19 protein-coding genes and 1 tRNA gene are annotated in these 13,038 nt (G+C 61.6%); 6 read left to right on the plus strand and 14 right to left on the minus strand.

Annotated features, from left to right (window positions below; all coding sequences use genetic code 11):
• The first annotated feature begins 14 nt into the window (after nt 1-14).
• The 6 genes from AB0I43_RS04600 to AB0I43_RS04625 all read left to right on the plus strand — a co-directional run bounded on the left by AB0I43_RS04600 (nt 15) and on the right by AB0I43_RS04625 (nt 4,418).
• Nucleotides 15-88, plus strand: a tRNA-Pro gene (locus AB0I43_RS04600).
• A gap of 408 nt (nt 89-496) precedes the next feature.
• Entirely contained in the window at nt 497-1,321 is an 825-nt protein-coding gene (locus tag AB0I43_RS04605) for a hypothetical protein (protein WP_357431227.1), read from the plus strand.
• Nucleotides 1,322-1,781: 460 nt separating this feature from the next.
• On the plus strand, nt 1,782-2,492 hold the full coding sequence (locus AB0I43_RS04610) for a hypothetical protein (protein WP_357431229.1): 711 nt from the start codon (nt 1,782-1,784) through the stop codon (nt 2,490-2,492).
• Nucleotides 2,489-2,836: a hypothetical protein gene (locus AB0I43_RS04615; RefSeq protein WP_357431231.1), complete on the plus strand. Its 348-nt coding sequence runs from the start codon at nt 2,489-2,491 to the stop codon at nt 2,834-2,836. The genes AB0I43_RS04610 and AB0I43_RS04615 overlap by 4 nt, the downstream gene beginning before the upstream one ends.
• A 187-nt stretch (nt 2,837-3,023) precedes the next feature.
• Nucleotides 3,024-3,830, plus strand: a complete 807-nt coding sequence (locus AB0I43_RS04620) for a hypothetical protein (RefSeq protein ID WP_357431233.1) — start codon at nt 3,024-3,026, stop codon at nt 3,828-3,830.
• 147 nt (nt 3,831-3,977) lie between these two features.
• Entirely contained in the window at nt 3,978-4,418 is a 441-nt protein-coding gene (locus AB0I43_RS04625; RefSeq protein WP_357431235.1) for a hypothetical protein, read from the plus strand.
• Nucleotides 4,419-4,427: 9 nt separating this feature from the next.
• Here the strand turns inward: AB0I43_RS04625 and AB0I43_RS04630 are convergent, their stop codons facing one another.
• The 14 genes from AB0I43_RS04630 to AB0I43_RS04695 all read right to left on the minus strand — a co-directional run bounded on the left by AB0I43_RS04630 (nt 4,428) and on the right by AB0I43_RS04695 (nt 13,023).
• Nucleotides 4,428-5,528: a hypothetical protein gene (locus AB0I43_RS04630; RefSeq protein ID WP_357431237.1), complete on the minus strand. Its 1,101-nt coding sequence runs from the start codon at nt 5,526-5,528 to the stop codon at nt 4,428-4,430.
• Between the two features lie 37 nt (nt 5,529-5,565).
• Nucleotides 5,566-5,928 carry a hypothetical protein gene (locus tag AB0I43_RS04635; protein ID WP_357431239.1) on the minus strand — a complete coding sequence of 121 codons (363 nt, stop codon included), beginning with the start codon at nt 5,926-5,928 and terminating at the stop codon, nt 5,566-5,568.
• 31 nt (nt 5,929-5,959) lie between these two features.
• Nucleotides 5,960-6,289, minus strand: a complete 330-nt coding sequence (locus tag AB0I43_RS04640) for a hypothetical protein (protein WP_357431241.1) — start codon at nt 6,287-6,289, stop codon at nt 5,960-5,962.
• A 34-nt stretch (nt 6,290-6,323) separates the two neighbouring features.
• The gene (locus AB0I43_RS04645; protein WP_357431243.1) at nt 6,324-7,190 is read right to left on the minus strand and encodes a hypothetical protein; all 867 of its coding nucleotides are present in this window, start codon (nt 7,188-7,190) and stop codon (nt 6,324-6,326) included.
• Nucleotides 7,187-7,924 (minus strand): hypothetical protein, encoded by a 738-nt coding sequence (locus tag AB0I43_RS04650; protein ID WP_357431245.1) that lies wholly within the window; start codon nt 7,922-7,924, stop codon nt 7,187-7,189. The genes AB0I43_RS04645 and AB0I43_RS04650 overlap by 4 nt, the downstream gene beginning before the upstream one ends.
• A 66-nt stretch (nt 7,925-7,990) precedes the next feature.
• Complete coding sequence (locus tag AB0I43_RS04655) at nt 7,991-8,569, minus strand: hypothetical protein (protein WP_357431247.1); 579 nt, start codon at nt 8,567-8,569, stop codon at nt 7,991-7,993.
• Nucleotides 8,570-8,584: 15 nt separating this feature from the next.
• Nucleotides 8,585-8,884 (minus strand): hypothetical protein, encoded by a 300-nt coding sequence (locus AB0I43_RS04660; RefSeq protein ID WP_357431249.1) that lies wholly within the window; start codon nt 8,882-8,884, stop codon nt 8,585-8,587.
• Nucleotides 8,885-8,888: 4 nt separating this feature from the next.
• Nucleotides 8,889-9,080 (minus strand): hypothetical protein, encoded by a 192-nt coding sequence (locus AB0I43_RS04665; RefSeq protein ID WP_357431251.1) that lies wholly within the window; start codon nt 9,078-9,080, stop codon nt 8,889-8,891.
• 48 nt (nt 9,081-9,128) lie between these two features.
• A complete protein-coding gene (locus AB0I43_RS04670; RefSeq protein ID WP_357431253.1) occupies nt 9,129-9,905 on the minus strand; it encodes an N-acetylmuramoyl-L-alanine amidase in 777 nt (258 codons plus the stop codon).
• Nucleotides 9,906-10,009: 104 nt separating this feature from the next.
• Complete coding sequence (locus tag AB0I43_RS04675; protein WP_357431255.1) at nt 10,010-10,402, minus strand: DUF2744 domain-containing protein; 393 nt, start codon at nt 10,400-10,402, stop codon at nt 10,010-10,012.
• A complete protein-coding gene (locus AB0I43_RS04680; RefSeq protein WP_357431257.1) occupies nt 10,399-10,893 on the minus strand; it encodes a hypothetical protein in 495 nt (164 codons plus the stop codon). The genes AB0I43_RS04675 and AB0I43_RS04680 overlap by 4 nt, the downstream gene beginning before the upstream one ends.
• A gap of 90 nt (nt 10,894-10,983) precedes the next feature.
• The gene (locus AB0I43_RS04685; RefSeq protein ID WP_357431259.1) at nt 10,984-11,565 is read right to left on the minus strand and encodes a hypothetical protein; all 582 of its coding nucleotides are present in this window, start codon (nt 11,563-11,565) and stop codon (nt 10,984-10,986) included.
• 58 nt (nt 11,566-11,623) lie between these two features.
• A complete protein-coding gene (locus tag AB0I43_RS04690; protein ID WP_357431261.1) occupies nt 11,624-12,151 on the minus strand; it encodes a hypothetical protein in 528 nt (175 codons plus the stop codon).
• Nucleotides 12,148-13,023 carry a phage tail protein gene (locus AB0I43_RS04695; RefSeq protein WP_357431263.1) on the minus strand — a complete coding sequence of 292 codons (876 nt, stop codon included), beginning with the start codon at nt 13,021-13,023 and terminating at the stop codon, nt 12,148-12,150. Before AB0I43_RS04695 ends, AB0I43_RS04690 begins: the two co-directional genes overlap by 4 nt.
• Nucleotides 13,024-13,038 lie beyond the last annotated feature (15 nt).

Here is a 13,038-nt window from a genome sequence, read left to right on the forward strand (position 1 = left end):
CCAGGTTCGCTTCACGGGGTGTGGCGCAGCTTGGTAGCGCGCTTCGTTCGGGACGAAGAGGTCGCAGGTTCAAATCCTGTCACCCCGACGTGTTGGTTGAGACACAAGAAAGGCCCTGACCAGTAGGAATGGTCAGGGCCTTTCTGCTTCTCCCCGTTCGCTCGATTCCCGGCAGTCGAGACCCGAATCCGCCACGACGCCGTTTCGGCAAAAACTCGGTAAAACGCACCGTCTCGCCGGGTCCACTTCGGTCGCTGCCCATCGATTGCTAGCCCCTCGGCACGGATGGAACAGCGCAGCGCTGACCTGGGGTTTCGCGTCGCGGGGAGGCAACCGACCCTGTTGATCAAAATCCGGTCGAATGCTCTGATGAACGCGATAGCAACACGCTCGGCCGAAGCAAGTCCCTTCGCCGATCGACAACCAAATCAAAACGCCCCCACCGGATTGCAGTCCGATGAGGGCGCACGTACCAGGAAGATTGGAGCTTCCCAGTATGTCCATTCAAGCACTTCTCGACCGGTCTCGGAGCGCGAGATTCGACAATCCGTTCGCCTCTGACCACGACTTCGCCGAGCTACAGCGGCAGGCACGCCAGCGTCTGGCGGACACCGTCGATTCCGCTTTCGTCGAAGCCCCTTCGACTGCCGAGCTGTATGACAACCGCCGTGTCGCCGAGGAAGTACGAGCCTTGCGGCGCGATGCGGACCTCATCGAGACCAAGGATGCGCTCAAGCATGCTGAGCGTCGCCGCCGCCAAGAGATCGCCTTGGTCGAAGCCCACGCTGACGCACTGGCTGAACAGCAACGACTCACCAATCCGGCCGCTCGTGTCGGCGAGCTGTTCCGAGGTTCGAAGGACGACAGCCGCATTCTCAATGGAGTGATGTGGGGTGGTGTGATCTGGGGCGCGTTCAACGTCCAGCACAACATGATGTCGGGTGTGTCGATGGCGGAGCCGCGCTACTGGCTGGCCTTCCTCATCGAGCCGATGATCACCTTGCCCCTGATCGCGATGATGCGCCTGGCCACCCGTGCGGCCCGCGAAGGCCACACCCTGGCGAAGAAGAAGATTTGGGCTGTCGAGTTCATCTTGCTGATGCTGGCGCTTTTGCTGAATGTCGGTCCGCAGGTCGGCTCGGGCAACCTGTGGAGCTTGGTGGAGTACGCCGTCGCACCAATCATGATCGCCGCCGTCGTTGTGATGCATGCCTTCGCATCCAGCGAGTACGCGACCATGATCGGCAAGCATGTGGCTGTCTCGCCAGCGTCCGAACCGCTCGCGCCGGTGGCCTTGGACGTGGTTCCGTCCGCCGCTTGACTGCGCCCGGCCGGTTCCCCCAGCACAACTGAAGATGGTGTGGAACACGGCCGTCCGCTGCGGCTGATAGGTTCGCTTGGTGCCGGGGCATCACATCCCCTTCGCCCCGGCGCTTTCCCTGTGCATCGCACGCACTCCAGGGAAGTTCCTATTAGGGGTTTGGTTGATCCTGCAGGCCGTTACCCGGGTCATCCACGCCGGGGACTTCGGTCCCCGGCGAACACCCGTACATCGCAGTCCAGTCGAGCACCGCCAGAGGCGGGATTTCGCGGCGCAGCGTAGTCCAAATCGATAATCTGGCCGCTGCATCAGAGGCGAGCGTAGACGGCCACTTCCACCCGTACATCCAGCGACAGTGGACATCCTGAGTGTTCGGTCGCGCTCACTGCGAGGATGGTGTGATGAGCACTTCGGGCGTGGGCCCGTACAACAGCCGAGCAGCCGGGGAGTCAAGTTAGCAATGGCTGAATCGAAACGTGTTCGCTGGGAATGCCCGAACGGAAAGCACCCCGGCGTCCTGGGGTCACGCCGACCGCGACTGAAGAGCATCGTCCGCTACTGCCTGCCGTGCTCAGAGGCAGCTGGCGAGCTTGTCGAACGCGTTGCGCCCACGCTGGAGCGTGAGCGTGCGGCGAGTGCTGCGAGGTCGGCGGAGAAGGCCAAAGGGAAGCGGAAACAGGCCGCCACCACGCGGCAGCGCCAGAAGGACGCCGAGACCGAGCGCTACACCGTCGAGGGTGTCGATCTGCGCGACGAGTTCAAGCGGTTGATTAGACTGCGCGCTTTCGGGGGCTTGAGCGGCCGCCTGTATCGCAATCCGCCGGAGTTTGCGATCAGCCGACGCAAATCGATGCCACGGTCGCAATTCGGTTTGGCGTATCCGTATGAGAACCGGATCATCGTTGCGACTTGGCCAGGCATCGACTTAGCCGATGCCCGTGAGACTTTGGTCCACGAGCTGACGCACATCGCAGTCGGACAAGATCGTTCCGACACCCGAGCTTGGCATGGGGCAGAGTTCACCAAGCGGTTGGATGCAGCGTTCAAAGAGGCGTACAAGGTCACACCGAAGGGCGTGCGGCACAACCGATACCACGGCCGCTATGCCGCCGCGCTGCGCGCCGCCGCAGTTCCCTCGTCCTCTACCGATGAGCAGGAGTCAGCCTCATGAAGCCAATGAACATGCGCATGCGTCGCCAGGAACTGACGTTGGTATTTCAACCGACCGAAACCCCCGTCCACGCCAACGCCTTCAAGTGCACCAACCCCACGCTGGAGGTTGACGCGGACGAACTCACGGTCGTTTGGGTCGGCGATGGCGCTCGGGGTTGGACGCTGAGTCATGTCCTCGTCGTGGGCCGTCGTTGGAATCATCCGGGTGAGCTGGGAGAAAAGGCCGTTCTCCATTACGTGGGCGACGCGATCGACCATCTGCCCGCCGAGGTCAGAGCGTTGATCAATGCTCAGGCCCCTCGTGAGATCGACGTGGCCAGCGTGCCTGAGAGTGGCAGGTGAAACTGTGGGAAAGCGCAAGGCGAGTCGGGCGTGGACTGCGGCAGGGGTCCCGTACCTGCGCGATCGGCTGATCGATTCGATAGGCGTTACGGCCGCGTGGTCAGTGGAGTCTGCCGCCGGAGACACATCTCCCGAGGCAGCGCAATGGCTCGCCTCACGCTTGGCCGAGACTCAAGCGAGTGTCGACATGTTGGCCGAAGCGCCTCTGTACTGGGTGAATCCATCGATGGTTGAGTTCGTGCGAGGGGCGGCCCTTGATGTTCCCTCGTGGACCCCGGCTGTTGCTGCCCCCTCCGAGACTGGATTCCTGTTGTGGTCGAAGCCAGTAACCGCCGAACTTGGCGTGGTCATTTCGGGGCGTCAGGAGTCGATGACTCTCGACGGTGTGTACTGGATGTTCACAGGCTCGGAACGCCAAACTCTTTCCATCAGCCTTCTGTCTCGGATGCTTGAATTTGCCGATGACCAGCTGAACCCTGGCGTGCGCTTCGACAGCAAGCCTCTGTGGGTCTCGGAAGGGTTCACAATCTACGACGCCCACATCGAGGCAGGCCGGATTGATTCTGCCGCCCTTGCTCGTGAGCTTGGGCATGGCGATGATGGGCTCAAACACGTCATAGCGCTCATCGGCGCAACTTGGCTCCTGTCCAGCCAAGAGAATCTGGCCTCCACGCACGCTCTCAAAACACAAGCCCCGAAACGCGGCCTGCTCCCCTCTGCTGCCACGACTGAGACATTGGAGTATGTGCAGGTTGTCGATGTTCAGCCTCGGCCAGGCCCCGAAACCGGCGGGCGAGCTCTCAACGAGGATGAGCGCCCCGCACGCGAGTACACCCACCGTTGGTGGGTCGGCAAGGCCGAAGGCGGCTTTTGGCGGCAGCAGGCGTGTGGACCGCGCCATAGCCAGCGGAAGCCGCTCTGGATTCAACCCTTCGTCAAAGGCCCAAAAGACAAACCGCTTCTGAAATCCCCCACGGTCAAGGTGATCCGATGACGCAGACATTTCCGGCCGGACGGTGGCAAGTCGCTGGCTGGCAGAGTTCGTCTTTGAAGCCGCCGAGTTGATTCCCGCCAAGGTGCAGATCTGATACAGGCAGACAATGCGCGAACTGTCTGCCACGATGCCATGGTGGGAGGAAACATGATGCGCCGCAGCATAGTTCGAGCCTTGCTAGCCAGTTCCGTGTTGGTTGGTGGTTGCTCGTCCGACGCAGCTAACCCGGTGGAGACGTTCACCGTTTCGGGTACGTACGAAAACCAGGAAGTCAACGTTCAAGATCTTCAGCGCCCCAAAGAGTCGGCGGCCGCCGGAGTCGGCTGCGAAGGTTTCCGATCTTCTCCGATCAAGGAAGGCGGCCCCATCACGGTCATCGACGGCGAGGGCAAGACGCTGGCGGGCGGCAGCTTCAGCGGTGGGCGCTGGGTAACCGGCCGACAGGGCTGTGTGTTCAGTTGGACGATTCCCAACGTCCCTGCAGGGTCGAAGTCGTACCAGGTGATGGCTGGGCAGCGGGCTAAGGCTGGGCCTTTCACCGAGACCGAGATTCGAAATCCACTCAGCCTGACGTGGAAGCCAGCGTAGGCACTCGGGCTAGATGTCTTTGGTGCTCCACTCATCGATCGCCCAGCCGTATCCGAGGCCGTTGAAGAAGTCGTCATCAGAGATCACCATGAACCCGGTATTCCGGTTCGCTGGTCCGATGGGGATGGTGTTGGTGTCGGTCCAGGTGCAGGTTGGTGTGGTGTTGGTGCCGACGTAGAGGTTGTAGGTGGTGCCGATGGCGGTCAGTCGAAACGTCATTCCTGAAGTTACTGTCAGTGTCACGCCGTGTCGTTCGACGACCGTGTCGTTGACGCGGGTTTGGATCGAGACCCGCGTATCAGTGAAGGCGGCTTCCACCCGGGTGAGGGAGTTCGCAGTGGCACGGAGATAGATCGTCATGCCAAGCGAGAGCCGTGCCGTGCCGGTGGGAGTTACTACCGTGCACGCGACTTCGTGCCGGTCGGTGTAGCGGGGCGTGACCCATCGAGCTGGGGAGACGGTCTTGGCGTCCTCAATGACCGGTGCTTGGACCTTGCTGCTGCCTACGATGATCGGTGCCGGTGTAGCTGGAACCCAGTTCGCACCGAGGGCGGCGCGGTTGAAGTTGTCCACAACCGGCGGCACGACGTTCACCGCCAAGACGCCAAAGCCTCCTGCTGCAGCGATCGATCCGGGGCGTGCGGTCGCTGCGGAAGTTCCACTGCCGTCAAAACGCGCTGTAGATGTGGGGATAGCGACGGCGTGAAGTTGTCCGCTGTTGGAGTGTCCGGCGATGCCGAAGGAACGAGCGTTGGCGGTCAGCACACCAACCTGTGTCTGGTGAGCCTTTGGACGGGGCATGGCGGTTGCGGCGAGTTCGCCTGTGCCAGAGAAGTACCCGTGGGAGTGTGCTGTGGCGACCAGCAGCATGCCTTGACCCGACAGCTCGGCTTGAACGCTGGGTTTGGTCGCTGGCACGAGCTGCGCGACACCGGACAGCGCGGCGGCGGCCGCACCGCGTGTGGGCGTGCGGAGGTCGCCGTACGCGCTGAAGCGGGCCTGTAGCTCGGGTGGGTAGAAGGGAACGCTGCTGGCATCCAGAGTCATTTCGGTGCCGGTCGGCGGTTCAGCCACCGATTCGGTTCCGGTTGGCGGCTCATAGGTTGTCATGGCGATTCCGTGGGGTCGGCCGCAAGGGCAGATACGGTCAGCTCTGCGTGAAAACGGGCGTGACCGTCACTGGCCCAGCGCCGCCCAGGTTCTGGGTCGGGTTCAGCGGGCACTTGTCGATGAATGTGCCGCCGGTTTTTGCCGTCCACAGCGATGCGTGGGTGACGGGGCCGCCGGGGGTGTTGATCGTCACCGGCGGGCCAGTGATGGTGCCGCCGGTTCCCGAGGCCCAAGTGAATTCAACGCGTTCATACACCGGGCTGCCGCCCACCAGTTCGCCCATGGTGCCGGAGTCGGTTGGGTCCTGATTGTGGAGGGCGAGCCACGCTTTGCCGGTCGCGCCGATGTTCTTGTATGCCTCGGCCAGGATTTGGCGGGTGGCTGCGGATGCGATTGCCATGGTGAGTCCTATGAAGTTGTGTCTGCGAGGGCTATTGCTGTCGGCTGACGTCGCCGATGACCCAGCAGTGGTCCAGGCGCGGGGTTTCCGGGTAGGAGACGTAGATGCGGTAGTGGGCTCGGTCCGGCACGGGGTCGGCGAGCTCGGATTCCACGCGCCATTCCGCGCGGTCCGGAAAAACGATGGCGGGGAATTCAGCGATGCTGACGAGCGTGTTGGTTTTGCCGGGCGGATAGAACCTGATCACAGCCGTAGTTCCGCTGGGGAATGTTCGTCCGTTGGGTAGCTTGATGGTGTGCACGAGATCCGCGCCGAGAGTCAGAATGAGCTTGTCGCGCAGGGGTTGTCGGCCAATGGGCATTCCGGCACTCTTCTATTCAGTTGTGGGCGATGGGTTACCCGAGATTCCCGCCGTTCGGAACGTTGGGTTCGTATCGGATGTTTTCGATGTCGCGCGACCAGCGAGCGGCGATCAGCGCGGAAGACCTGGTGCCGCCCGTCAGTTTGCAGTATGCGGAGGCGAATTGGCCGGTGGCGATTGGTTCATACCGCATTGTCAGGCGCACATATGCCCAGTGATCCGGTGCGGTGGAATCGTCAGGGCTGGGCATATTTTCGAGAACGAATGTGTGGTTGTAGGCTACCGATGCGGGATTGTTAACGATCTCTGAAGTGTTTGCGCCGTACAGCGCCACGTTGGGGAGCGCGTCGCATGCTCGTACTGTGAGGTGCTGGCCTTGGGCATTCATCACTTCCAGCCAGAACTTCGCCGAGATCGGGTCCCAGGTTTGTATGACGATGAAGTAGGGCGGGGTCGAGATGGGCATGATCGTTTGGTTCAGGGTGTATCCGGAGAAGGTGAGGTGAGCGTCGATTCGCCACAGACCACCTGCTTTGAGGATCAGCCGCCCGTCTGCTGCGACTTCGGCCTTCTTTTGCGGACCGAGCTGTCGGTTGAACGGTATCTGCACTGTGGTCGAGGGTGAGACAGTCCAGGATTGACCCATGAATCCCGAGGCGTATCCGTCGATGTCCTGCAGTAGCGCCAACCGCTGGCTCTGGGCTTGCTGACCGTTGATGGCGAACGCCAGGCGGTCGCTGTTGTCTTCCCACTGGCCCTTCCAGGCGATCTGGGCTTCTTTAGCGGTTGCCAGATCGCGGTCGGTGATAGTGGTTCTGATTGATTGCTCGGTTTGGTCGGAGCCGTATTTATCGCCCACGACGTAGGCGTTCTCGGGTGGCGGTTGCTGAGGGGTTGTCATCCCAGGTTCCCGCCATCGGGGGCCGTGGGAAGGTTGACGTTGTTCACGGTGCCTGTGTCCCACTTGTTGACCGACAATGCCGATCTCACGGTGCCGCCGTAGAGCATGTGCCAATCGCGTGTGTGGCCTGCCTCAAGCCTTACGATGAATTTCTCGTCATCGGGAATCACGAAAGTGTGGCTAAAGCTGGCGGTCTCAGCACCGTACGGGGTGATCACCATATCGTACCGGCGCTCGGTATAGATACTCAAAGTGTCTGCGTAAACGACCGTGACGCGGGCTGCGGCAGGTGTATTGACTTGGCCCCATCCGCTCGGCGCGGGATACCAAGTCAAGTGAGCGTCACAGCGCCACAGCCCTTTTCCGCCGAGCTTGATGCCGGACGCTGCCAGGCTCGTGCCTTTACGTGGGCCGAGTTGTGTATCGAATGGCAGTAGCCTGAATTCGCCGTTGCCGCGCAGGTTCCAATTTTTCGACAAGAAGAGGGAGCAGTAACCCGAGACCGATTCCAGAAGGTCTAGTCGATCTGTCAAATCTAATTGCGCGTCTCGGAACTGGTCGAGGCGATCGTTAAACGCTTTGTCTACGGCTTTGAGGGTGTTCTGTGCTGATTTTGCTGGCCCGAGGGTTCCGCCGGTGATGGTGGTCATGGCGGATTCTTTGGTGATGTCGGACCCGTATTTGGAGCCGATCACCCACGCGCCGTCAGTTGGGGAGCCGCCTGGGTAGGTCACTGTTCACACTCCCCTTTCGATGGTCCAAAGCCGCGCCGCTCGTCGGCACGAGCGGCGAGGCGCGAATCAGGCTGCTGCGGGAAGGATTTCGTGCGTGGCCCGGATGTAGCGCCACAGCCCGTACGGGTAGATCAGGCCCAGGTCGATGGTTCCGGGAGGGAGTTCGCGGTTGCTGCCTGAAACCTCGACGTGGAGCTTGTGGACCTCGTTGGACGCGGCGTTGTAGCGGACCACCACGTCGATCTGGTCGCTGTTCTTCTCGACCTGGCGAACTCCGTCGATGCCCAGGAAGCCGGGCACGTAGAAGGTCATATTCCACGGGCGGCCGGTGAAAACGATGGTCTTCTCGATCTGCCACGTCGGAGCCGGTGTCACCCAGTAGTAGGTGTAGCTCCAACTGCCGCCGAGGGATCGGGCCTTGCCGAGGGGGTACAGCGGCTCCTGCAGCTGCTGTGGGGGGCCGTCACTGCGGTTGCTGATGCCGACCTGGTACACGGTATCGAGATCGGCGTCGTCGTAGACGACATAGAACTCTGCGCGTCCGTACTCGTCGATCTGACGCATCTCGTCGATACGCACGAAGCCGGGCACGTGGATTTCGCTGCCGCCGAATGCGTGGCCGACGATGACAGTGGTTTGGAGCATGAATAGCCTTCTGGGTCAGAGGTCTTGGAAGATTTCCGCCGGAACGGGCGGGACCGGCGGCAAGCACAGCTCAAGCAAGGCGTCGATGTACTTCAAGGCCGTGCGGTACTTGCGGTTGGTCTCGTCGAGCTTCGTTTCGAGTTGCACGACTCGTTCACGCAGGTCGCGAACTTCGTCTCGTAACGGCTGTACGACCGAATTGAAATCAGAGCGCTGGCTTTCCAGCGATGGAAGTCGCCCGCCGTAGTAGGTGATCAAGGCGACTGCCAGCGCGCTCAGGACAGTGGCGGCAGTCGCCAAGATCGCGGGCAGCATGCGGTTATCGCTTCAGGTCGCGGTCGCTGAAGCTGACGTTGAGCTTGGCAATGAGCAGTGCAACCGCCGAGACCGCGCCGCCAACCGAGTTCAGGACGGTTTCCACGTCGGACTCGACGTCCAGCGGCAGGACATTCATCGCGACGAGCAGGGCGGTGACCGCGCCGACGACGGCGTAGATCCGGTCACGAATCACGGGAGTGAAGGTAAGCATGGTTCCTCTATTCAGTTGTGGTGGAGGCGGTTACGCGGACTTCGTCCGGGGGTCGGTGAAGCCGGGGATCTTCAGTTCCGCGCCGATCAGAGCCACGGCGTCGACGAGGGTCAGGTCACCGAGCTGGGGCCAGCCCTCCATCGGAATGGGGCCGGTGATCTGTTCACGCAGTTCGTTGACGTACTGGTCGATGTAGCGGATCGCGGTGCCCAGGGTGACGGTGTCACCCCGGAAGTTCACGAATGTTTCTTCGAGCGCTGCCATGGTCCCTCCTGGGGTGCCGTCGATGATGGCCTGTACCTCGTGCCGGAACTGATCCATGTCGATCCCGGCCGGGTCGATCTTTCCTTCGCTGCTGTACTCGCGGTGCGCGACACAATCGGAGGCGGTGCGCCCGATGTGCCGCAGGATCGCCGCACAGCCGCGTTTGTAGGCATCCAGTTGTGCTGGCGTCCAGTCACTTCCGTCGCCGCGCGAGACCGCTTCGATGCCGATCACGTGGAAGTTCGCGTCGTCGGTGGGCCAACCGGGGTGGCTGCCACGCCCTGCATGCCAGCACACGCCTGCGGCGATCACGCGATAAGTGCCGTCCCGTTCCAGGACGAGCTGAGCGAGCGGACCCGCGAGATCCTGGCGGCCGTATTGGACGATCTGCCAGTCCCGGGTGCCACCTCCGGCGGTGTGATGGCAGAGCACGCCACGCAGGTCACGGAAGTCGCCGTGCCCCCGTTCCCGCCAGCCCTCATGTTCGACGACCTGCAGGCCCTCGGCGCGCAGCACGTCGGCCAGCCACAGTGGATCACTCATGACATTCCTCGTATGTAGTTGTTGCCTCGCCGCGCACGCACGCATTCGGGGCGCGGCGGGCTTAAGAAAAATTGTTCCTGATGTTCTGGGTCAGGGACAGATGATTAGCTGTCGATGACGAAGGCGACGTTGGGTTCTGGGGTGCTGTCCTGGATGTCGCCGAGTTCGCGCAGCTGCGCAATCAGTCCTTCTCGTTCGTCGCGGGTGTAGTCCGAGACTTTGGGGATCGCGAACCGCTCGGGCTCGGGTTCGTCGGGTGAGACGTAGGTTCCGGCGGGGTTATATGCGGTGCGGGGTCCACGGAAGGGGTGTTGGAACTTTTTGGTGGCCAGCTCGGGGTGTACCCGTACGCCGAGTTCGTATTGGTGGCCTGCCCACTGTTCAGCCAGCGGTGGTGGCACGATCGCCGGTGAGGTGCCCATGCCGGGCACGCTTACCAGGGTGGCTTTGAGGGCGTCGATCTGTCGTCGCTTTTCCTCTTCGGCGGGGTTGTTCACAGCACTCCTAGCGCTTGCAGAATACTCAGGATTTCTTGCAGTTGTTCCCAGGCTTTGATGACCGGGTCTTTTTCGTCGCGGTGCCCGATGGTGATTCGCCAGACGGGCGCGGTATCGCGGTCCCAGGCCAATGCGACTTCGCTGACTTGGTCGACGAACACGCGGCCGGGTTTCATTCCTCGGACGGTGGTGCCGACGCGGTCGCCGAGATAGAAATGGCCGAGTCCGCGTTGCCCGATTCGGTAGGGTGCACCGTCAGCGACAATGACTTCGTGGCTGGTCTGCTGGCGGGTCACCCATTTGCCCGTGCGCATGGCAATTAGCCAAGCTAGCGAGTATGCGCGGTCCCCGCCTTCGCAGAAGTGTTCGCCGTAGGTGGACCACCCGAGTTTCGATTTTCTCCCCGGGATTCCTTGCGCGCCGAATGCGAACAGCACGTCGCTGAACAATGGCTCCAGCAATTCCGCAGCGACACCCCCGAGGTCAGGCACGCCAGGGATAGCGCCCAGGATCGCGCCGACCAGGCGAATTCCGGCAGAAATGGCTTCGTTGACTATTCGTCGTTTGCCCCCTCCCCGTTTTCAGGGGAGGGGGCAAACAACTCCAGGCATCGAATGCCCGCCCGCGACGACTCGCACATCGGTTGCTGGTTTGTAGGTGAATTCCGAACTTTGAATTCCGGTGTGGATTCCGTCTCGATAGATCACCCATGGCGCTTCGGGAAGGGTGCCCAGGAATCCGGGGTCGCTGTACTCCTGCGGAGTGCTGGGGTCGTCGATGATTTCGACGGTCTCCCCCAGCCCGTTTTCCCCGATCGGAATCCATTCCCTGGTCAGGCCGTTGAAAAGGTCACCGCCGAAGCTGGTGCCTGCCGTGGAGGTGGCCCCGCTCTTGTCGACGAGGTCGATGACCAAGCAGCCGAATCGCAAGTTCGCGCCCGGCCATGGCGGCTCGTCGCCGGGCAAGTATCTGCGGAACGTCCAAATCAGCTGTGCGTCTTCGACAACTTTACGCGTGCAGTCGTGGATGGATTTGAACCGCGAATAGACCAGGGCGAGCGGAGAATGGTCTTCGCCGATTGCTCCTGGCGCGACGACCATTGACCAGTTCTCCGGTCTGAAATTCTCCCAACCGGCGGGATCAAGGGGGTCGGGCGGAAGCATCCACCATCCGCCCATAAGGCGCATAATGGCCAGTTGGGCGGTAAGTTTGCATGCCCATTTAGCGGGCCCGAAAAGGAGCCACAATTTTGGAAATTGCACCTCGGGAGGAAGGAATCAGGCTCTTTGCCTGCCGCCCCATCCAATTAAGGATGGGGCGGCAGACAAAGGGGTTGGCATACACCAACACGTGCTTGAGCTCTTCATAGTCGTGGCGAAAAAGAATGCGGAGGAATTCGGTTCCGTCGTCGTTCTTGATGACCGTGAACGATTCCATTCGGCCGGACCAGCGGACGCCGTCGCGGTCCACTGTGCAGTGGATATTGTCGGTAGTGCGGCCGTCGACATCGATGACCCATTCCGACATCCAATAGTCCATCGGCAAGTCAAAGGTCGCGGTGCCGGTTTCGTTCATTTTTTCGATGACGGTTGCTGAATTGATGCGGTTGACCGGGCCCCGCAAATTCCAGTCGCCGTCCCAGAAACGCACATATGCGGGCGATAGGCGGGCTTCGCGTTCGAGGTGCTTGGCATGGGTCAGCTCGGCGAAGATGGCGTCGAAATCGATCGTGTCGATGCTGGTGTTCATTGCAGCCCCCACGGCCGCGACCAGGTGCGCGGGCAGCGCACTTGCAGGCCCGCTCCGGCCTGCGTTTGGGTCACTGAGACCGGGACCTTGGTTTCAGGCGTCCACGCTGGCAGCGGGTACATGAAGCTGACGCCATTCATGAGCGACCACACCTGGGAGCCGTTCATGTCGCGCAATTGATCCTCGAACGGATCAGTGTTTACCCAGAGAACCTGATCTGGATTGGCTAGCGGCAGTGAGATTTTGCGGTACTTGTCTTCCTCGTCGCGGCGAAACCTGTTGTCGCCCCACGAAAAGTCGGGGACCACCCAGCGGCCGGGACCTTGCAGAATCCACTGCAACCAGATCTCGGTGTCGGTGGGGTTGGAGATCGTGACTTCGCCGGAGTCGGTGGCACCGGTCGCGGTGAACGCGTCTGTGGCGTCGTCCTCGTACCACCACGGGTCCGCCGCCACGCAGGTCATCACGACTTTTTCGACCTTGGTCATGTTGGGGTCGCGTTCCGGGGTGAACTGCGGCTGCTCGCCCAGGCGAAGTTTCAGGTAGCGCCGTGAATCCTCGGTCGTGATCCACAGCCGGGTGTCGCGGTCGTAGGCCCACGCTTTGCGCCAATCGGAATCGGCCTCTTGCCACGACTTATCGGAGGTGTTGCCGATGGAGACACCGAATACGATGTCCCGCTGCAGATTCCGTTTCGCAAAGTATGTGCTGCCGATCTGGGAAGCGTGGGAGCCGTAGATCGTTTTGACGGGCGCGTCCCAGAGCCCTTCGACGTCTGTTCCGAGCCATACGCCTTCTTGGCCCAAGCCGATGCCCGAGATGGTGAACCATTGACCGTTGCACCCCTCGACTTCGACAAGTGTTCTTGCCATGGGTCGTCCTATTCA

It is taken from the genome of Nocardia sp. NPDC050435 (assembly GCF_040655395.1).
Classification (GTDB): domain Bacteria; phylum Actinomycetota; class Actinomycetes; order Mycobacteriales; family Mycobacteriaceae; genus Nocardia.